We start from the raw sequence: 20,885 nt of genomic DNA, 5'->3' as shown, positions 1-20,885 counted from the left end.
GCTCGCCCCTTTTTAAGATGTATTTACTTGCTTTTAGTGCAAGTCTCTGTCTTCTTCATGTTCAGAAAGATCGCTTGTATCGCGGTCCAAAAGAACTGAGACGTTCATGTCAGGGTAGGATGCTTCTACTTCATGAATAATATCGTGGACGATTTGCTTACCGTCATAGCCAAACTCAATGACTGCATCAAAGGCCATAAATTGATTTTCAATGTCAGCAATAAAACCATGAACTTGAAGAACACCTTCATGAGCTAAAGCCATTTCAGTTACTTCAGTACGCATTTTTACAATGCGATTATCGGTAGTGTTTCTCGCATAAATACCAATAGCAGCAATGATTATTTTGCCTGATGTCTGCTTGTAAATCTCTGTACTTAGACGCCTATTCATCGTATCAATCTCAATAGCTGAAGTGGTATCAAGAACCTCAGTGTGGAATGAGCCAACAAATTTATCTGGGCCATAGCTGTGGATAATAAGGTCGTAGACGCCTTCTGCGTCTGGATCCTCTTTCACAATGTTGTAAATGAGCGTTGAAAGAGCTGCATCGGGACGCATGCCAATAATTTCTTTAATGGAGCCCTGCAATAATTCGATTGAGGCCTTAATAATAAAACCAGAGATTACAACACCTACATATGCTTCAAGGCTAATTTTTGTAAAGATAAAGATAAGCGCAGCTGTTAAAACAGAAGTAGAGAGTGTGGCGTCAAAAAGTGCATCTGAACCCGACGCAATAAGGGTGTCGGAGTTTACGCGATTACCTACAGAGCGGACGTAGCGACCCAAAATAATCTTTACCAGCACAGCTACTGCAATGATGACTAAAGATAGGGGACTATAGTCTGGTGTAACAGGATCCATGATGCCTTGGATGGATTTGATGAGTGAAGAAATACCTGCATACATAATGATTGCAGCAATTACTGTTGTAGTGATGTATTCGATGCGTCCGTGACCAAAAGGATGCTCGCGATCAGCTTTTTTGTTAGAGAGTTTAGTTCCCACAATGGTGATGATTGATGAGATTGCATCGGAGAGATTGTTCACTGCATCAAGAGTAACGGCAATTGAGTTAGATAAAATGCCTACGACAGCCTTAAATACCGCAAGAGCAACATTAGCTACAATGCCAATGGTGCTAGTGCGTACTATGGCGGTTTCACGTTCAGAAGAGGTTATAGTTACCTGTGATTGGGTCATAGTAAATCTAGCTTTCTGTAACGTTAGAGAGAACTTTTAAAAGCAATCGTTTAAGCTCAGCGCCTTCTTCGGGCGAAAGATTAACGCATGAGCCAATCTGATGTGGGACCACTTGAATTTCTCGCCTAAGGTCTTTGCCTTTTTGGGTAAGAGAAACAATCAGCTGACGTCCGTCTTTGTTTGTTTTTTGACGCAGTACAAGGCTCTTCTCCTCAAGTTTTTTAAGAAGTGGAGTCAAGGTGCCTGAATCAAGAAATAAGAGCTCACCTAAGGTTTTGACATCCAAGGATTCATGTTCCCAAAGCGCCATCATGGCAATGTATTGTGTATACGTTAAATTAAAGGGCTTAAGCAGCGGCGTATACCTTCGCACCACTTCTTTTGAGGCACTGTAGAGCGGGAAGCAGAGCTGGTTTTTAAGGAGAAGCTCGGGTATATCGGGGGAGTTGTCGAGTGCAGAAGAGCCGCTAGCAAAAGTGCTAGCGGCTGCAACGGACTGTATTTCTTTTTGAGAAGAACTCATGAGTAAATCGGTCCTCTCGCCTTACGCAAGTAGGTTTTTAATTGCAGACTCAACTTCTGCCATATCGGTGGTTGGCTCAAAGCGTGCAACAACGTTTCCCTGGCGGTCTACAAGGAATTTAGTGAAGTTCCACATGATATAAGCCTTGTCACCAAACTTCTTGTTGTTTGCCTTTGCAAATTTGTCCAGCGCAAGGGCCTTGATACCCTTACCAAAGCCTTGGAAGGTGAAAGCTGATGCAAGACGCTCAAAGAGAGGATTCGCGGTCTCTCCGTTAACGTCGCCCTTCTTGAACTGTGGAAAATCGGTGCCAAATTTCATAGTGCAGAACTGATGAATCTCTTCATCGGACTCTGGAGCCTGATCAGCAAACTGATTGCAAGGGAAGTCTAAAATCTCAAAGCCTTGATCTTTATATGCGGCATAAATGCGCTCAAGATCCTCATACTGTGGGGTAAAGCCGCAGCCAGTTGCAGTGTTGACAATCAGAAGAACCTTACCATCAAAAGAGGAGAGGGAAGTTACGGAGCCGTCACGCTCTTCTACGGAGAGGTCATAGATATTGGTGTTTGCCATGATGTTCCTTTCAACTAGCCACGGATAGTCCGAAGCGTTAGATGGCTTACTTTCTTTGGGTAGTGTACCCCAGCAGCTGTAACCTAACACAAATAAATTGTACACAATTTAAATTTCACAATAACGACATAGAAAGAATGTTATTTTTTCATTTAATTGATAGCCTATATGAGCAAATATCAATAATTTAAGTAACGCCTCGGAGCGGCATCTTCACAAAATTTATATGTATACCATGGCTAACCATAGGAAACGTTTTCGCAGGTAAGAAATTACTTGTGCACAATTGTTTCATTAGGATAACTAATTAGTAATGATTTTCACTTGTTTTTTTCGTATAATAATTTTATCTTCAATAGGTCATTAACCGATTAATTTGCAAAAAGCAGATGGGGGATTTACATGAAACTGAACAATTGGTGTCTCGCAGCCGGTGGCGCTGCACTTGCTGGCGTTGTTGCTGGTCTTGCTTCTAACGGCACTCTTCACAAGGCAGCTGTCAAGGCAACTGCATGTGGTCTTCGCGTAACTGACCGCGTTTCCGCAGAGACTCAGAATGTTGTCGACGAGGCTAACGACGTTGTCGCAGAGGCTCGCCGTGAGTCCAAGATTGACGCTGCTGTTCGCGCTCGCCTTGCTGAGCTCGAGGAGGGTATCCGCGCTGAGGTTACCAAGCAGATCGATGCAGAGGGCGCACAGGCATAATTCATGCGCTTCACAATTACTAATGAAATCTCAGGTCGCATTCGTGCAAAATGCGACCTGGGTCATATTGATGAGGCTGAAGCCCGTGGTATTTCCTATGAGCTGATGCGTGTTGACGGCGTTCGTCACGCTGAAGTTCACATGGCAAACGGCTCTCTCTTGCTAAGGTTTGATCCTCTCAAGAGAGATCAGGTACTTGCGGCTGTTGGCGCTTTTGATGTCTTGAACTTGCCACGAGAAGAAGAGGCAGGCCTTGAAGACTTCTGCAGCTCAATTGAGATGGCTCTTGAGAACAATCGTTTCCAGATGGAGGTTGTGACCACATTCGCACGCCGCTGGATTATGCGCTCTTTGCCACTACCCGCAGTTGCTAACTACGCATACGTTATTCTCCGCGCCATTCCATTTGTCGTGGAAGGCGTTAAGCGCCTGTTTAAGAAAGAGCTGACTGTTGAGGTTTTGGACGCAACTGCTATCACCACTTCAATTCTAAGAAATGAGTGGGCAGATGCATCTACGGTCATGTTCTTGCTTGAGCTGTCTGCAGCTATGGAGAACCACGTAGCAAGCCGAGCACGTCTTGCACTTCGTGATGGCCTAATCACTCGTTCTGAGAACGTTTGGGCTCGTATTGACGGTAAGGACGTTATGATTGCCCTTTCTGAGGTTGAGAAGGGCATGATTTTGCACCAGCGTGCTGGTGGCGTTCTTCCTGTTGACGGCAAAGTTGTTGAAGGCATTGGCCAGATGAACGAGGCTGCCATGACAGGTGAGTCTCGCCTTGTTACCAAAGAGCCTGGCTCAACCGTTTACGCAGGCACCGCCCTTGAAGACGGTGACCTTATGGTAAGCGTCACTGCTCCTCCAGGAATGTCTCGTATCGACAACATTGTTGATATGGTTGAACAGTCTGCTGAGCTTAAGGCTGGCGCACAGTCTAAGGCAGAGCGCCTTTCTGATGCATTGGTTCCTTACAGCTTCCTTGCCTTCTTTGGTATTTGGGGCATTACCCGAAACATCACTAAGGCTATGACCGTTCTTATGGTTGATTATTCCTGCGCCATTAAGCTTTCTACTCCTGTTGCAGTGGGTAGTGCTATGGATGAGGCAGCCAAGTTTGGCATGACGGTTAAGGGCGGCAAATACCTCGAGAAGATCGCTGCAGCAGATCTTATCGTCTTTGATAAGACAGGCACGCTGACAAAGGCAGTTCCACACGTTGAATGTATTGTCAGCTTCTGCGATCGTACCGAGGACCAGCTCTTGCGCCTTGCTGCATGTATTGAGGAGCACTTCCCACACAGCATGGCTCGCGCAATTGTGAACGAGGCAAAGGTACGTGGCCTCAAGCACAAAGACGAGTTCCACGCAGAGGTTAAGTATGTTGTTGCTCACGGTATTCGTACCAAGGTTAACGACAAAGAGGTCTGCATTGGTTCTGCTCACTTCATTTTTGATGACGAGAAGACCCCAATGCCCGAGGGAATTCAGGACGACCTTGCACAGATTGCTCCAACCTCGTCCATTATCTTCATGTCCGAGGACTCAAAGCTTATTGCAGCAATTTGTATTACCGATCCTGTAAGAGAAGACGCAGCAGCAACTATTTCACAGCTTCGCGCTCTTGGCGTTAAGCGTATGGTTATGCTGACCGGTGACTCAGAAAACGTAGCAGCAAGTGTTGCAAAGAAGCTTGGTCTTGACGATTACGTGGCACAGATTCTCCCAGAGGATAAGTGCGAGTATGTTAAGAAGTTCCAGCAGGAGGGCTACACCGTTGCAATGGTAGGCGATGGTATTAACGATTCACCTGCTCTGGCTGTTTCTGATGTTTCACTGGCTCTGTCTGATGCAACTGATATTGCTCGCGCAGTTGCGGATATTTCGATTAAGAATGATTCGCTTGAATCGCTGGTAATCATGCGTCTTTTGGGCCAGCAGGTAATGAAGAGGATTCACGCCGACTATCGTACGATTGTTGCACTGAACAGCTCTTTCATTGCTGCAGGTGTCGCAGGTCTTATTACCGTAAGTGCTGCTGCATATATGCACAACCTTTTGACACTTATGGTAACGCTTGCAAACACAAGGTCGCTGCTTACTACTGCAGCTCATAACCTAAATGTTCCTTCTGAGGTTAAATTGCTTTTAACTGAAGGACAGGCTGCTTAGAGCGTACCTGTGCGCTAGCAAAGTGTTTTTTAGATCACGTTAAAGCTCCCGTTTCTTATTCGTAAGAGACGGGAGCTTTTTTCTGTCAAAAGTAAAAATATTTTGAGTTTTCACTTGCAATTAGTTAGCTAAGGCTTACACTTTAAATAGTTAGAAGAGGTTAACTTGTTAAGGTTTTTATATAACAGGAGCTAGTTCTAACAAATTTGCTTTATCAGCCCGGAACCTTTCCCCTCTCCAAGGGTCCGGAATCCAGGCGCCGTCGGCTCCCTTTTAGTCGACGGCGCATTTTTAAGAAGGGAGCAAGTGCGGTATGGATTGTCTTACTTCTTTTGAGAATTCATCGCTTTTTGACGTTACTTCTCCCCGTGTGTATTCCGCGGATAAAAAGCTTGCTTCTGCTGGAAGCGGAAGAGCGTATACGTCTGAACTTTGTCACGATTTCGCGACAACATTTGTTCGCTGTGCTGCTGGTGTTATTGCTTACGTTAAGCCAGCTGCACTCTTTTCATTTGCGTCCCACAAGTCTTGCAGTTCCTGCACAAGTCTAGTCTGCACCGATCCAACACTGAGGGCATTTCTCTGTAACGCTACACACGAGCTCTCTCTGTTTGGGGTAACGCTGCTTGCTACTTCTGCTATTTCGGGTGGAAAAGTGTCATTCGTTGCGTATAGACCTGAGCTTGTTGAGGATATTCTCGCCAAACCAGAGCACTGTGAGTTCTTGGCAACGTTTGGCCATTCCACTGATTCGGTGCAAGCGTTGATGAAAAGCATGCGCTCAAAAATCTTTGCTTTTCATGCAAGAAAGGCTGCGTTTCCGCATGAGATTGGTCTTGTGCTGGGCTATCCACTTGCAGATGTTCAAGGCTTTATGAACGGCCAGCCTGAGCTCTTTACTGGTGCTTGGAAAGTCTATGACAACACGGAAGAAACTCGCCTGCGCCTTGAGCGGCTTAAAGATGCAGAAGACCACTGCAAGCTTCGTTTTTATCAAGGGGAATCTTTGGCGCAGATTCTCTCATCGTATGGCAATGCCGAGAAATACCAGGTTGCATAAGGGGTGCACTTGGATTTCTTGTTGAGGTATTGAAAGTAATGTGTAGTTTTCCAGGGGGAACCTGGACACAGAAGGAGGAAATGTATGAGTAAAGTAGCAGTTGTGTATTGGTCCATGACGGGCAATACTGAGGCAATGGCTAAAGAGCTTGCAAGTGCAGCAGATACTGAGGCTATTGAGTCTTCTGAGTTCTCTGCTGATATGTGCGATCAGTACGATGCATTTGCTTTTGGTTGCCCTGCAATGGGTGATGAGGAGCTTGATCCTGATTTTGAGGAGCTCTTCAATGACTGCGCAGGCAAGCTTGGCCAGAAGCCAACCGCTCTCTTTGGTTCTTATGACTGGGGAACCGGTGACTGGATGGAGACTTGGAAGCAGAATGCTGAAGCAGAGGGAGTCAACGTTGTTGAGACTTTTATCTGCAACCTTGAGCCAGATGACGATGCTCTTGAGGCTCTTCGCGGCCTTGGTACAAAGCTTTCTGCTTAAGCTGCATTACGATTTTTGCTGTTGCTAAAAATTTTGGCGAGAAAAACATCATTTTTTGAATAATCTATAAAATGGTGGGTAGTAAAACAGCAACAGAAGGGAAGTTTGTATGTCACCAATCAATATTATTGTTATTCTTGCTGTTGTAGCACTTTGTGGTTTTGCGGTTTATCGTGTTTACGGAATTGCTGCAGGTAAAAAAGGCTGCTGCTCTGATGAAGGAACAGGTGTTACTACTTGTAACACAGAGCAAGTTGCGGCTGCAGAGGGTCCAGAAGACAAAGATGAGTCTCATTACCCTTATGTTCAGACATTTGAGATTGGTGGTATGACTTGCCAGAACTGCGTCAACCATGTGACTCGAGCACTCGATAGTATTGAGGGAACATGGGCGCAGGTTACTCTAGCAGGTGGCCAGGCACGTATCCTCAGCAAAAATCCCATTGATGTTGATGCGTATCGAGCTGCCGTAGAAAAAGAGGGTTATCGCCTTCTTGCGTAAGCACAACCAAATCATCTCGCAAGAAACAAACTTTGAAGAAATTTTGTAAAACTTGCGTAATAGCTGTGCAAAGTAGCGCTCTTTGGCTTGTTTAATCAGCCGAAGAGCGCTATCCTATTGCCCGTATGGCGTCAAGCTATGCACTGTATCTGTTGGCCCCCGAGAGCATGTAAGTTTCCGAGTAGAGAAGCCCACGTATTGGCACTCTGGCAGCAACCATGTTGACCGGGGCCCCGTTTTGGAAGGGGTCCACCTTTGAGTGAGATTCAGAACTCGTCCATCTTCTCTTTGGATGAAATTTCCGATGAGGAAATGAACAGCCTGATCGACGGCACTGTCACCGACTTTGATGAGGGAGATCTTGTCAACGGCACCGTCGTCAAGATTGAGCGTGATGAGGTCCTCGTAGACATTGGCTACAAGTCTGAGGGCGTTATTCCTGCTCGTGAGCTTTCTATTCGTAAAGACGTCAACCCTGCAGAGATTATCTCCCTGGGTGAGGACGTCGAGGCTCTTGTTCTCCAGAAAGAGGACAAAGAGGGCCGTCTGGTTCTCTCCAAGAAGCGTGCTGAGTACGAGCGTGCTTGGAAAGCAGTTGAGGATAAGTTCAACGCCGGTGAGACCGTTGAGGGCGAGGTTATTGAGGTTGTTAAGGGCGGCCTGATTCTTGACATTGGCCTCCGTGGCTTCCTGCCTGCATCCCTTGTTGACCTTCGTCGCGTCAAGGATCTTGGTGCATTCATGGGCACTCGTATTGAGGCTCGTGTTATCGAGATGGATCGCAACCGCAACAACGTTGTTCTTTCTCGCCGTATTGTTCTTGAGGAGGCTCGTAAGGCAGAGCGTCAGGACATCCTGGGCAAGCTCCAGGTTGGCATGAAGCTCAAGGGTACTGTTTCCTCCATCGTTGAGTTTGGTGCATTTGTTGACCTTGGCGGCATTGACGGCCTGGTTCACATTTCCGAGCTTTCTTGGAACCACGTTAACCACCCATCTGAGGTTGTTAAGGTTGGCCAGGAGGTTGAGGTTCAGGTTCTCGACGTTGACCTTAACCGTGAGCGTATCTCCCTTGGTCTTAAGCAGACTTCCGAGGATCCATGGCGTGTACTTGTTTCCAAGTACCCAGTTGACGCTATCATCGAGGGCACTGTCACCAAGCTTGTTACCTTCGGTGCATTTGTTGACCTTGGCAACGGCGTTGAGGGCCTCGTCCACATCTCCGAGATGGCTAAGCAGCACGTCACCGCTCCATCCCAGGTCTGCAAGGTTGGCGACGTTGTACAGGTAAAGGTCATGGAGATTGATCTTGACCGTCGTCGCATCTCCCTGTCTATGAAGGCAGCTGCAGAGACCCTTGGCATTGACATTGAGGTCACTCCACTTCCAGAGGAGGAGCGTGCAGCAGCAGAGGCAGCAGCAGCTGAGGCTGAGGCTGACCTTGAGGCTCACCTGGTTGAGTCTGAGGCTAATGCACAGGCAACCGAAGAGGCTGCAGAGTAACACGCTTTGCGCATCTAAGTAATTGTCAAGAGACGTCATCGAAAGATGGCGTCTCTTTTTTTATGTGAGTAACAAATATCTCCATTCCTTCAGCAGTACGTTAATGCGAAAATACACTGCTAAGTTTTTATTCTGAGGAGGAATACGCCTATGACATCAAAGATGCAGGGCCGCAGTTTTCTTGCTGTTATGTTTGCATTTTTGGCAGCTTTAATCTTTATGCCAAATATTGCATACGCTGCAAGTAACAATTCGTTCTATAACGGCACTACTACTAACGTGTCTCCATCTGTGAGTGCAGATGGTCTTATTGAGCGTTCTATTTACTTTACAGATGCTTCTGGTCAGACATCTAACTACGCTTATAAGGATAATGACACCACTCAGATGAACCGCTCCATTGTAGATATTGATAAGTATCAGAATCTGCAGGCAGTGGTAAAGATTACCAACATCTCTTCATCTCCAGTTTCTGTAAACGAGATTATGCAGCTGCCACTTACATACTATGTCAGCTCTAGCCCAAATCCAGATTTACGTGCAACTGGATTTACCTTCTCGTCAACTAATGCAGCAACTGCAATTAACCTGAACATTAACGGACTGAACGGCGGTTCTGGTTCTCAGCCTGCAGCTAATGCATATGCCGCATACCAGGCAGCTGGTCAGGACAATGCTGAGATGCGTTCCGTTTCTATTTCTGGTACTCTGGCCGCTGGTGAGACCATTACACTTACTGTTCCTCTGACTCTCACTAATGGTTCATCTCTTAATCTGTATGGCACTAACTATGTAGGCCTTACCCAGTATCTGCTCGACCACAGAACCTCTTACGGAAACCCTCGTGTTTCAGTCAGGTTTGCAAGGCAGGTCCTGGAAGAGGGAACAAACAATTCCATTCTGAGCAGCAACAAGAAATATCTTGGCGTCATTATTAGGCCTGACGGCAGCTATTACGCTATTCCACAGGACGAGTGGAATTACATGCCAAACATTTCTGCAAGTGATATTCACGTTGACAATATCCTGTATGAAGATCGCCACAGCGCAACAGAAAATGATGCACTGTATACCGGTGGTGCTTACTACATTGATTTGACCAACATTAAGAATGCCATGAGGGACTATGGCTATTCGGTTCACACCGGAAATTCCAATAGGGGACTGTACCTCAATCTTCCTGGCTGGCAGCTGGCTGTTGATAATGATCTTGCTGACGATGTGTATCAGGAGTATTCGTACACTTCTCTCTCAGGCAGTAACCTTGTCATCAATGCTTCCGAGAACTCAACTGACGAGCTTGATCTTAACAACGGCGTTATCTCTCCTCTTTATACAGAGCTCAGGCAGGTAGTTACGGCACACGACAGCACTATTACTGCTAATCAGGATTCCTGGACTATTCTTGATAACCTTGATGCTATGGTTGATCACAGCGCTGGTCAGGTTACCCCTGCTGCTGGTTCTGCTGACGCTCGTGTTAAGGTTGTTGATCAGAGCGGTACAGTTGTACTTGACACAGCAACTATGGATGCAGCAACCGTTGCTCAGAAGGCAGAAGAGATTTCTAAGACTCCAGGCGCTTATTCCGTCACCTATTACTATTACTTCAATGGCAATGCTGCAGCTGCAGGTAATGACTACGAGGCAGCAAAGACGGTCACCCTAACTGTTGAGTCTGATACTCCAACTCCAGCACCAACTCCAGCTCCAGAAGAGCCTTCTAACCCTGCTTCTCCTGTAAAAGAGAAGAAGACAAAGAAGAAGAAAGCACAGCTTCCTAATACGGGAGAAGAGCTTCTGGTAATGCCTCTTATGGTTATGGGCGGAGCTGCTTTAACAGCCGCAGGTCTTATGAAGCGTAAGCACTAAGACAGAAAGTTCTTCTTGTCACATACATTTGTATTGGCAGGTATCTCTTTGGTACCTGCCAATATTTTTATAGACAAAATGGACAACTGTCCAAAAATGCTTAGACAATTTTTATGTTTCAATATAGGCAATTCCTATATGGTTAGACAAAAAGTGCAGGTAAATAGATTTTGCTGTTATCGGCGCAATTTAATGTTTCATGTCTATTTCATCCTAGGTATATATGGGTAGATGCTGGTAATTGTTTTGTATAGTTATCTAACCCCAGCAGGGTTGTCTTATAAATCGTTTTAATAAGAAAGAAGGGTTAACATGCTGGAGAACTCACTAAGCCGTCGTAATTTTTTGAAGGCATCAGGTATGGTAGCGGCTGGTGGTGGCGCATCTATGATGCTGGCTGGCTGCAACTCTCCTTCTACTGATACTACTCAGACATCTGATAAGAAGAAGATTCTTCGCTATGGTTCTGCAAATTCTAAGCAGGGCCTTGATATGCAGCGTGCAAACAACTCCCAGTCCGCATGCGTTGCAGACTCTGTTTGTGAGTCCCTGCTCCGTTGGACTGAGGACAACGAGCTTGTTACCTGCCTGCTTAAAGAGATTCCAACCTTTGAGTCTGATGGTGTCACCCTTAAGTGCGAGCTCAAAGAGGGTATTAAGTTCCACGATGGTACTACTTTGACTGCAAAGGACGTTAAGTACACCTTTGAGCGTATGTTTAAGCCAGAGACCAAGGCTCTCTCTACCAGCTTCTTTGATAAGATCAAGGGCGCTCCAGAGATGCTTGCTGGTAAGGCTACTGAGCTTGAGGGCCTGACTGTTCAGGACGACACTCACTTTACCTTTACGCTTTCTGAGCCTTACATTGTCTTTGTAAGCGTTCTTGGAATTTCCTATGCTTGCATCTTCCCAGAGAAGGCTTGTGAGGCTGCTGGTGCTGATTGGGGTACCGGTACTAACCTCATTGGTACTGGTAAGTACAAGATTAAGAGCAACGATGACACCACTGAGGTAGTTCTCGAGCGCTTTGATGACTACCATGATGGTAAGCCTGCTCTGGATGAGATTCGTATTCACTACTACGACGATTCCAACACTCAGCTGCTTGCATTCAAGAACAACGATATTGACTTCTGCGATCTTCCATCTTCTCTGTATCAGCAGTATTCAAGCGATGCTGACGTCAAGGACCTTATCACCGCATATCAGACCCTTGGTGTTAACTTCATCAACCTCAACCTCAAAGAGGGCTTTGAGCTTACTGATCCTAAGGTTCGTCAGGCACTCTCCTTGGCAATTAACCGCCAGGAGCTTGTTGACAACATTGCTTCCGGTAACGGTACCGTTGCTAGCGGTTGGCTTGCACCAGCAACCCCTGGTTACGACAAGAACGCTCCTGCGTTTGAGTATGATCCAGAGAAGGCTAAGTCTCTTCTTGCTGAGGCTGGTGTCACTGATCTTAAGCTTTCTGCAAAGGTTAGAAAGTCTTACGAGAAGCTCCTTGTTGCTGTCCAGGAGTACTGGAGCAAGATTGGCGTTACCCTTGATGTCCAGGTAGAGGACAACGCAGTTTGGAACACCGACTGGGCTGCTGGTAACCTTCAGATTACTACCCTTGGTTGGTATCCACTGTTTGCTGACGGTGATCAGCACCTCTACACCTACTTCTACAGCACCAACGCTGCAAAGAAGTCTTCCTTCTACAACAACCCAGAGTTTGACAAGCTTCTTGTTGAGGGTCGCTCTGAGTCTAACAAGGACAAGAGAACAGAGGATTACAAGGACGCAGATAACCTGCTCACGCGTACAGACTTTGCAACACTTCCTCTGTACTGGCCAAAGAACTCTTTTGTCGCTAAGAAGTACGTCAAGAACGCTAAGGTTGGAAACTTGATTTATCACTTCTTTGATGTCGATATTGATACATCAAATTCCGATTACACCGTTCCAGAGGACTAAGTAGCAAACTTGCTATAAACTTTAAAGCGGCATCTAAGATTCTTGGATGCCGCTTCATTTTCTTGAGGGGAGAGGAGCTCAGGAGTGAGATCGTTTCTAATCAAACGAATCCTTCAAGCAGTGAGCGTTGTAGTTTGCATTTCTGCTTTAACGTTTTTTGTCTTGAACATTGTTCCAGGTGACCCAGTACGAGTCATGATGGGCGATATGGCTGATGAAGCTACGGTTCAGCAAGTCCGTCATACCATGGGTCTTGATAAGCCAATCCCAGAGCAGTATGCAAACTGGTTTGTAAAAATGCTTGGTGGAGATTTTGGAACTTCTTACACTCAGAAGCGACCTGTCATTGCACTTCTGACCAAGGCCTTAGTTGTTACGCTGCGCTTGGCGGTGTTTGCATATCTCTTTGCCGTAGTGCTTGGCCTTTTGATGGGTATTCTCGCCGCGGTAAACCATGGCAAATGGCTTGATAGAACACTTATGTCAGCTGCAATCTTTGGTATTTCTGCTCCATCATTTTGGGTGGCATTAGTACTGCAGATTATTTTTGCTTTGACGCTCAAGTGGTTCCCACTCTCTGGCGTTAAAACTCCTTCCGCCTATGTTCTTCCTGTTATTGCGCTGGGCTCTCGCTACGCAGCAAGTATTGCCCGCGTTACCAGGACCAGTATGCTGGATGTATTAAACCAGGACTACATCAGAACTGCTGAAGCTAAGGGCTTAAAGCGCTCCGCTATTGTTTTGAAGCACGCGCTCAGAAATGCTCTTATCCCAATCATTACCATTGCTGGATCTCAGCTGGGAGACATTCTTACTGGTTCCATCATCATTGAGCAGATCTTCAACATGAACGGTATGGGTAAGCTGCTTATCGACGCAATTAATGCTCGTGACCTGCCGCTGATCCAGGGTAGTGTCATGTATGTGGCAATTATCTGCGTTGTGATTTATTTGCTTGTTGATATCTTGTACGCGGTAGTTGATCCACGCATTCGTCTTGGAGAGGAGGCATCAGAGTAATGGCTTTGTTTACAAGTGATAAAAATAGCGAGAAGGTCCAAAAGACCGAAGCTGTGCTTGAAGATGCCACCAAGGCTCAAGAAGCAGAACAGGCTGCCACGGGAAAAGTTCGTGCGCAGAGCTATTGGCAGGTTAGCTGGAACATCTTTAAGAAAAATAAACTGGGCATGATTTGCTTGGGCATTGTTTTGGCTTTGGTGATTATTGCAATTCTTGCTCCTGTTCTTGCTCCATATGGCTACAAAGATCAAAACCTTTCAATTCAGAATCAGAATCCAACATTTGCGCACCTACTTGGTACTGATGAGTACGGTCGAGACATTCTTTCTCGTATTATTTACGGCTGCCAGATTTCTCTTTCTGTTGGTATTATTTCGCAGGCAATTGCCCTGTTTATCGGCTTTGTAGCAGGAGTTGCAGCAGGATATTACGGTCGCTGGGTGGATGCAGTTGTATCTTTTATCATCCAGGTTTTCTCCAGCTTCCCATTCTTGCTCTTTGCAATTTTGATTATGTTTGTTATGGGTCCAGGTCTCATTAACCTCTATATTGCATTGGGTCTTTTGATGTGGACTACCACCGCAAGGCTGATTCGTGGCGATGTCATGCGCCTGAAGAATTCTGAATACATTCAGTCTTGTATTCTGTCTGGCGGTAATAGCTTCCGCATCATCATGAAACATCTCTTGCCTAACTGTATGTCAACGCTGATTGTTGTTTCTACCTTGGGCATTCCAAGCGCAATTCTTTCGGAGGCAACACTTTCGTTCTTGGGATTGGGCGTTCAGCCACCTGAGGCAAGTTGGGGCCAAATGATTGCAGCATCTCAGCCATACCTTGCATCACAGCCTCTCTACAGTATTGCCCCAGGTATTGTCATCATCATTACAGTTATGTCCTTTAACTTGCTCGGCGACGCCCTTCGCGACGCCCTTGATCCAAAGATGCGTTCTTAGAAAGGAGGTTACGTTTATGGCAGAAAAAACAGATGCTCTTGCACAAGAGAGTGATCAGACAAAAGAAACCAAAGATGCATTATTTGAGCACGTCATTGAGGGTCCAAACGGTCAGTCTGTGCAATTTTGCAGTCTTGAGGAGCGCAAGCTTGCGCAAGAAACCGCTCAAAAGGAGCGAGAAGAGCAGTGCAAAAAGAACGTTCTTCTCGACGTGAATCATCTTGATGTCACGCTTTTTACCGAAGATGGCGCACTTCCTGCAGTAAGTGACCTCTCGTTTATCATGCGAAAAGGTGAGACTCTTGCAGTAGTAGGAGAGTCTGGCTGCGGTAAGTCCATGACGGCATTGTCGGTCATGGGACTGCTTCCCACACCTCCTGCACAAATTACTGGCGGAGAGATTATTTTTGAGGGAACTGATTTAACTCAGCTTCCTCGTGGTGGCATGCGTGACTTCCGCGGTAATCGCATTGGCATGATTTTTCAGGAGCCTATGACCTCCTTGAACCCTGTTATGAAATCTGGTCTTCAGATTCGTGAGGGCATCCTTGTTCATAATCCCAACATGAGCAAACAGGAGGCAGATCAGAAGGCTCTTGATATGATCAAACTGGTGGGTATTCCTGCACCAGAGAAGGTCTTCTCGTCATATCCACATGAGCTTTCTGGTGGTATGCGCCAGCGTGTCATGATTGCTATGGCACTTGCCTGCCAGCCATCACTGCTTATCTGCGACGAGCCAACAACTGCTCTTGACGTAACGGTTCAGGCACAGATTCTGCAGATTATCGATCGCATGAAGCAAGACCTAGGTACTGCCGTTATGCTGATTACGCATGACATGGGCGTTGTTTCCGAGATGGCTGACTGGGTTCTTGTTATGTATGCTGGTCATCGCGTTGAGTATGCGCAGTCTGCAGAGCTCTTTACTAACCCTCTGCATCCTTATGCTCAGGGCCTGATTGCATCTATTCCATCGTTTGACGAGCGCACCAAGGAACTCTATGCAATTCCTGGTAGCGTTCCTATGCTTTCTCACATGCCTTCTGGCTGCCCGTTCCATCCACGTTGTCCGTTTGCTAAGGACATTTGTAAGAATCGTCGTCCTGGCTTGACTGCTGTTGGTGAAGACAATTGCCATACTGTCAGCTGTTGGAAATACACTGATGAGTGGGGTGAGTAGTCATGGCAGAAGAGAAAAACACAGACGTCAAGGACCTTTCTGGCGAGAAAACCATCTTGTCCGTAAAGAACTTGGTTAAGCGATTCCCCATCAAAAACGGTGTATTTGGTCGTTCTAATGCTTCCGTTCATGCTGTTGAGGATGTTTCTTTTGAGCTCAGGCGCAAAGAGACCCTGGCCATTGTTGGTGAGTCTGGCTGCGGAAAGTCTACAACAGGCAAGTGCGTACTGCGTCTCACCGAGCCAACCTCTGGTACGGTTGAGCTTGATGGGGAAGATTTCACCTCACTTAAGGGAGAAGACCTTAAGCGTGCTCGTCAGAAGATGAAGCTTATCTTCCAGGATCCTTACAGCTCACTGAACCCTCGTATGACGGTCATGGATATCATTGGCGAGCCTATTGATATTGCAGGCACCTATAAGACAAAGGCAGAGCGTGATGCTCGCATTGAAGAGGTTATGGAGGAAGTTGGCCTTAACCTTGAGTTCAAGTACCGTTACCCTCATGAGTTCTCGGGCGGTCAGCGCCAGCGTATTGGTATTGCTCGCGCTATTGTGCTTGAGCCAGAGATTGTTGTCTGCGATGAGCCCGTTTCTGCTTTGGACGTTTCTGTTCAGGCCAAGGTAATCAACTTGCTTGAAGAGCTTCAGAAGGACCACGGTCTGGCATACATCTTTATTAGCCACGACCTCTCTGTTGTTCGCCACATTGCTGATACTGTTATGGTCATGTATCTGGGCCACCAGATGGAGTTTGCTACCAAAGACGCCCTCTTTGAGCGTCCTTTGCACCCATACACTCAGGCACTTTTGGACGTTATTCCTCGTATTCGCCACGAGCGTATCCAGGAAAAGCGCATTCTTCAAGGTGATGTTCCAAGCCCTGCAAATCCACCTTCAGGTTGCGTATTCCACACGCGTTGCCCTAAGGCAATGAAGGTTTGCTCCGAGCGCATTCCTGAGCGTATCGAGGCTGAGCCAGGTCACTTCTGCGCTTGTCACCTGTACGATGCGTCGCTTTCTGATTCCGACCGCACACCTCAGGTTGCACATGCTATTGAGGCGGCTCAGAAGGCCGTAGAAGAAGCGCGCCTTGAGGAGAAGATTTCCGAGTAGCGCACAACATTGTCGTGTCTTAAAACGGCTTACAAACACAAAAAGGCGAGAAGACCAATCGATCTTCTCGCCTTTGTTTTGTATGAAGGAAACGCTTACTTCTTCTTAACCTTATCAAAGTGAGGGTTAACCAAAACGCTGAGGCCGGTAAACTCTGGCTTCAAGACGTAAGGCATCTGAGGCCAGTCAATAGGCAGGCAAGCGTAGTCTGTGTGAGTCATAAGGCTATCTGCCTGGCGGGTAAGCTCCAGGACCTTATCGTTGTCGTTAACGGTTGAACGAGCCTGATCAACAAGGCTGTCAAACTCGGTGCTGTTATAGAAGGAAGACTTCTTTGCGGCGCGGTCAGAGCGGAAGTAAGAGCCCATGTGCTCAACACCCTGGAAGGAGAGGGTAGACCACGTGACAAGGGTAACCTCAAGCTCTCCGTTGGTACGCGCGTCACTCCAAACACCAGAGTCAATAACGCTAACGTTACAGGTAACGCCAATCTTGGACCAAGCATCCTGAAGGGCAACCATGAGGTTCTGATCCTGGCTTCTGACCTGTGCGTTAAGAGTGAGGTTAGAAACACCTGCCTGTGCAAGAAGCTGCTTTGCCTTGTCTACGTTGTATTCAAACTCTGGAGCGGACTCATTGTAGCCAGTCTCAGAAGATGGGATAAACGACTTTGCAGGTTTGGCAACTCCAGAAAGAATGGTGCTGCAAATGGTGTCTCTATCAATTGCCATAGAGAGTGCCTGACGAACGCGAACATCTTTGAGGTTCTCGCTCTTAAGGTTCAAGTTTACAAACTGCGTGGATGCAGGAGTGTAGTAGACAATCTCTTTGGAGATAGACTCATCATTTTGGTACTGCTGAATAAGAGACTGAGAAATAAAGACCAGGTCAACATCGTTGTTCTTGTAGTTAAGAATACGGGTGTTAGCATCGTCAATGTAGACAAATCTGAGCTCATCCAGACCAGGCTTGCCCTCATGGTAATCAGCAAATCCCTCAAGAACAACTTCTGTGGTGCTGTCATTAGAGACAAGCTTGAAAGCACCAGTACCAATAAAGTTGGTCTCAGTGCCCCATGCCTCACCAGCCTCTTTACAGGCCTTCTCTGGGTAGATAACTGCGTAGAACTGAGCCATGATTGCGTTGAAGGTTGAATAAGGTTGTGTCAGTTTGATGTCAAAGTGACGGTCGTCCTTAATAACAATGCCAGAAAGCTCTTCAGTTTTACCAGCAATAATGTCTTTAGCGCCCTCAATGTACGCATAGGAGTCAATTGAGGTTGCCTTGGTAGCAGGCAAGAACATACGCGTGAAGGTGTACTTAACGTCAGATGCCTTAAGGGTTTCTCCATTGTGGAATTTGATGCCATCTTTAAGCTCATATGAGTAGGTAAGGCCATCTTCAGAGACTGTAGGGAGACCTGTTACCAGGTTTGGCTCAATCTCTTTTGTGTCTGGATTAAGTACCAGCAAAGACTCTGCAACTGCCTCAGATACGCCAACAGAGCCAGAAGTCTTCTGAGTATCAAAGGTTACCTTTGGGTTGTTTACACCAAAGCGCAGTACCTTTTTCTCTGCGTCTCCACCAGCTGAACCGCCACAAGCAGAAAGTAGTGAAGCAGAACCGGCGGCAACGGCAGCCGCCAAAGATCCACGTAAGAATGTTTTACGGGAAAGGTTATTAAATACGTGCTCTTTCATAGGGCGCCTTCCGTTTGCATCTTCAAAATATGAAGCTTAAATGTAAAGAACTGGCTTCTTAATACCCAAATTAATTGTACGCAATACAGAAAAATGTTTCATTAATGAAAAAACATTGTGGAGGAGGGCTTGCTAGAGTGGCACGAAAAGCGTAAAAGCGATAAAGTCAAAGACTCAATAAGGGTTAACCTTTACTGTTATGTTGTTTGAAGAGCTGAGTGTTAAGAGGATTTTGTGGTTATTCCAGATATTGTCAAAGATGCATTTAGTGATGTTCCCAAGCTTCCTGCTTCTGAACGCCCTCTTATCTGTGTGACTCCTCGCTGGATGCCTGAAGAAAATTTTTCTGATTCTGCTTCTGTATCACAAATTCAGTTTGACGCCATTCTTGCAGCTGGCGGCATTCCAATCATGATGCCTTTAACAGAAGATCCAGAAGTTATTGGTCAGTTTGTTGAGATGTGTGACGGCTTCTGCCTTACGGGTGGTCATGATGTTGACCCTCGCAATTGGGGAGAAGAACCACGCGACCTTAATCGTTTGTGTCCTATACGAGATGCGCTTGAGTTTGAGTTGGTAAAGCAGGTACTTGCTGCAGATAAACCTTTACTTGCTATTTGCCGTGGCCTTCAGCTTATAAACGTTGTGCTGGGCGGTACGCTTGTGCAAGATCTGCACACCATGGAGCCAGCAGAAAATCATGCATTCTGGACTCATTCAGCAAATCTGTATCATCCAGCTCATGCTGTTCATGTTCAAAAAGACTCTTTGTTGTACAACGCCCTAGGCAAGATAGAAGACATTCAGGCAAATTCATACCACGATGAGGCCCTGAAAAAGGTTTCCGCTGAGCTTAATGTAGTTGCCTATGCTTCAGACGGCATTATTGAAGGAGCCGAGGTCAAGGGCAAGACGTTTGCTCTAGGTGTGCAGTGGCATCCAGAGTATGGTTGGCAATACAGCAAAGCTGATTGTGAACTTTGGAAATCCTTTGTTACAGCTTCACGAGCCTCACGGTCTTCTCGTTAATACATTGATACTCTAAACTGCGTTAACTATTTGGTTAGCGCAGTTTTTTGTAAGGGAGTTTTATGAGTGACGTTTTAGATAGATTTATTGCGTATTGCAAGGTTTCTTCTCAGTCTAATCCACTGACCGCAGATAAGGTTCCTTCAACTGAGTCTCAGTACCAGATGGCTGAGGTTGTTGCGGCCGATCTTCGTGAGCTTGGCGCAGAAAATGTAACCGTTGATGAGCACGCCTATGTGGTTGCTCACTGGCCTGCAAGCAAGAGCCTGGAAGATCTTCCAACTCTTGGTTTCTGCTGCCATATTGATACGGCTTGGCAATCGTGGGGTAATCCTGTTCATCCTCAGGTTGTTACGTATGAGGGTGGCAAGCTGGTAGTTGGTTCTGACCGTGAGGGCAGAGAGGTCTACATTAGCCCAGAGACTAATCCTCAGCTTGAGCACATGGTTGGCTGGCAGCTGGTTACCACTGACGGCACATCGCTGCTTGGTGGCGATGACAAGGCTGGCATTGCTATGCTGGTCAGCTTGCTTGCTCGCTACAAGGAGCATCCAGAGCTCAAGCACCCACGTATTGCGCTTGCGTTTGTTCCTGATGAGGAGATTGGCCACGGCGCCGCTCTTCTCGACCTTGATGCCTTTGGCGCAGCTTATGGCTATACCATTGACGGCGGTCCCTTTGGTGAGTTCTGCTACGAGACGTTCAATGCCGCTGAGGTGTTTGTGCGTGCTCACGGACTTTCGGTTCACACAGGTACCGCAAAAGGTCAGATGATCAATGCATCTGAGGCAATCATGCGCTTCCACGAGCTGCTTCCCCCTGCGGAGCGCCCTGAGTTTACTGAGGGCTATGATGGCTTCTTCTATCTGGAGCGCGTCAATGGTGATTGCGAGTCTGCTCGCGCTGATTACATTATTCGTGACCATGACCAGGCAAAGGTTGAGCGCCGCAAGCAGTTGATGGTTGATGCTGCAGCATATGTAAACAAGCAGATTGGCTCTGAGGTACTCTCCGTTGAGATTCACGACCAGTATCATAACTTGGCTGATATTGTCTTAAAGCCTGAATATGCGCATTTAATTGAGAACGCTCGTACGGCATACGAGAAGGTCGGCGTAGAGATGACCTGCATTCCAATGCGCGGCGGCACCGACGGATCCCAACTTTCCTTTAGAGGATTCCCGTGCGCTAATCTTTCTGCTTGCTACTACAATGCTCACGGTGTCAGAGAGTTTGTTCCTGTCCCAGAGCTTGAGAGCATGGTTGACATGCTTGAGCACCTGGTAGAGCTCTACACCCATCCACAAAACTAGGAGAT

18 protein-coding genes are annotated in these 20,885 nt (G+C 46.7%); 14 read left to right on the top strand and 4 right to left on the bottom strand.

What is annotated here, in order from left to right; genetic code table 11:
- Positions 1-33: 33 nt before the first annotated feature.
- The 3 genes from HMPREF1647_RS04075 to HMPREF1647_RS04065 are packed head-to-tail and all read right to left on the bottom strand — an operon-like array spanning position 34 to position 2,305.
- The gene (locus HMPREF1647_RS04075) at positions 34-1,206 is read right to left on the bottom strand and encodes a cation diffusion facilitator family transporter (protein WP_035432284.1); all 1,173 of its coding nucleotides are present in this window, start codon (positions 1,204-1,206) and stop codon (positions 34-36) included.
- 7 nt (positions 1,207-1,213) lie between these two features.
- Positions 1,214-1,729, bottom strand: coding sequence for a MarR family winged helix-turn-helix transcriptional regulator (locus HMPREF1647_RS04070; protein WP_187468919.1), 516 nt, complete (start codon positions 1,727-1,729; stop codon positions 1,214-1,216).
- Positions 1,730-1,750: 21 nt separating this feature from the next.
- Positions 1,751-2,305 (bottom strand): glutathione peroxidase, encoded by a 555-nt coding sequence (locus HMPREF1647_RS04065; protein WP_035432281.1) that lies wholly within the window; start codon positions 2,303-2,305, stop codon positions 1,751-1,753.
- 402 nt (positions 2,306-2,707) lie between these two features.
- On the opposite strand from HMPREF1647_RS04065, the gene HMPREF1647_RS04060 reads away from it, so the two are divergent.
- The 12 genes from HMPREF1647_RS04060 (at position 2,708) to HMPREF1647_RS04005 (ending at position 16,838) form a co-directional block, all read left to right on the top strand.
- On the top strand, positions 2,708-3,010 hold the full coding sequence (locus HMPREF1647_RS04060; protein WP_035432279.1) for a hypothetical protein: 303 nt from the start codon (positions 2,708-2,710) through the stop codon (positions 3,008-3,010).
- Between the two features lie 3 nt (positions 3,011-3,013).
- Positions 3,014-5,182: a heavy metal translocating P-type ATPase gene (locus HMPREF1647_RS04055; protein ID WP_035432277.1), complete on the top strand. Its 2,169-nt coding sequence runs from the start codon at positions 3,014-3,016 to the stop codon at positions 5,180-5,182.
- A 313-nt stretch (positions 5,183-5,495) separates the two neighbouring features.
- Positions 5,496-6,242, top strand: a complete 747-nt coding sequence (locus HMPREF1647_RS04050; protein WP_052039128.1) for a DUF3793 family protein — start codon at positions 5,496-5,498, stop codon at positions 6,240-6,242.
- An 84-nt stretch (positions 6,243-6,326) separates the two neighbouring features.
- Complete coding sequence (locus HMPREF1647_RS04045; RefSeq protein ID WP_035432275.1) at positions 6,327-6,731, top strand: flavodoxin domain-containing protein; 405 nt, start codon at positions 6,327-6,329, stop codon at positions 6,729-6,731.
- Positions 6,732-6,840: 109 nt separating this feature from the next.
- Complete coding sequence (locus HMPREF1647_RS04040; protein ID WP_035432273.1) at positions 6,841-7,233, top strand: heavy-metal-associated domain-containing protein; 393 nt, start codon at positions 6,841-6,843, stop codon at positions 7,231-7,233.
- Positions 7,234-7,488: 255 nt separating this feature from the next.
- Positions 7,489-8,733, top strand: a complete 1,245-nt coding sequence (rpsA, locus tag HMPREF1647_RS04035) for a 30S ribosomal protein S1 (protein WP_035432271.1) — start codon at positions 7,489-7,491, stop codon at positions 8,731-8,733.
- 150 nt (positions 8,734-8,883) lie between these two features.
- On the top strand, positions 8,884-10,605 hold the full coding sequence (locus tag HMPREF1647_RS04030) for an LPXTG cell wall anchor domain-containing protein (RefSeq protein ID WP_035432269.1): 1,722 nt from the start codon (positions 8,884-8,886) through the stop codon (positions 10,603-10,605).
- Positions 10,606-10,917: 312 nt separating this feature from the next.
- Entirely contained in the window at positions 10,918-12,564 is a 1,647-nt protein-coding gene (locus tag HMPREF1647_RS04025) for an ABC transporter substrate-binding protein (protein ID WP_035432267.1), read from the top strand.
- An 84-nt stretch (positions 12,565-12,648) separates the two neighbouring features.
- Entirely contained in the window at positions 12,649-13,584 is a 936-nt protein-coding gene (locus tag HMPREF1647_RS04020) for an ABC transporter permease (RefSeq protein WP_035432265.1), read from the top strand.
- Positions 13,584-14,540 carry an ABC transporter permease gene (locus HMPREF1647_RS04015; RefSeq protein WP_035432262.1) on the top strand — a complete coding sequence of 319 codons (957 nt, stop codon included), beginning with the start codon at positions 13,584-13,586 and terminating at the stop codon, positions 14,538-14,540. Before HMPREF1647_RS04020 ends, HMPREF1647_RS04015 begins: the two co-directional genes overlap by 1 nt.
- A 16-nt stretch (positions 14,541-14,556) precedes the next feature.
- Entirely contained in the window at positions 14,557-15,723 is a 1,167-nt protein-coding gene (locus HMPREF1647_RS04010; protein WP_156095543.1) for an ABC transporter ATP-binding protein, read from the top strand.
- 2 nt (positions 15,724-15,725) lie between these two features.
- Positions 15,726-16,838 (top strand): ABC transporter ATP-binding protein, encoded by a 1,113-nt coding sequence (locus tag HMPREF1647_RS04005; protein ID WP_035432260.1) that lies wholly within the window; start codon positions 15,726-15,728, stop codon positions 16,836-16,838.
- 95 nt (positions 16,839-16,933) lie between these two features.
- Here the strand turns inward: HMPREF1647_RS04005 and HMPREF1647_RS04000 are convergent, their stop codons facing one another.
- Positions 16,934-18,538, bottom strand: coding sequence for an ABC transporter substrate-binding protein (locus tag HMPREF1647_RS04000; protein ID WP_035432258.1), 1,605 nt, complete (start codon positions 18,536-18,538; stop codon positions 16,934-16,936).
- Positions 18,539-18,772: 234 nt separating this feature from the next.
- Here HMPREF1647_RS04000 and HMPREF1647_RS03995 point away from each other — a divergent pair, with 234 nt between their 5' ends.
- Both HMPREF1647_RS03995 and pepT read left to right on the top strand, forming a co-directional pair.
- Complete coding sequence (locus HMPREF1647_RS03995) at positions 18,773-19,567, top strand: gamma-glutamyl-gamma-aminobutyrate hydrolase family protein (protein WP_052039127.1); 795 nt, start codon at positions 18,773-18,775, stop codon at positions 19,565-19,567.
- Between the two features lie 62 nt (positions 19,568-19,629).
- The gene (pepT, locus tag HMPREF1647_RS03990; protein ID WP_035432256.1) at positions 19,630-20,880 is read left to right on the top strand and encodes a peptidase T; all 1,251 of its coding nucleotides are present in this window, start codon (positions 19,630-19,632) and stop codon (positions 20,878-20,880) included.
- Positions 20,881-20,885: the final 5 nt, after the last annotated feature.

Source organism: Lancefieldella parvula DNF00906 (genome assembly GCF_000758945.1).
Taxonomy (GTDB): Bacteria; Actinomycetota; Coriobacteriia; order Coriobacteriales; family Atopobiaceae; genus Lancefieldella; species Lancefieldella parvula_C.
Note: the sequence above shows the minus strand (reverse complement) of the source record. Positions and strands in the feature narration are given on the sequence as shown.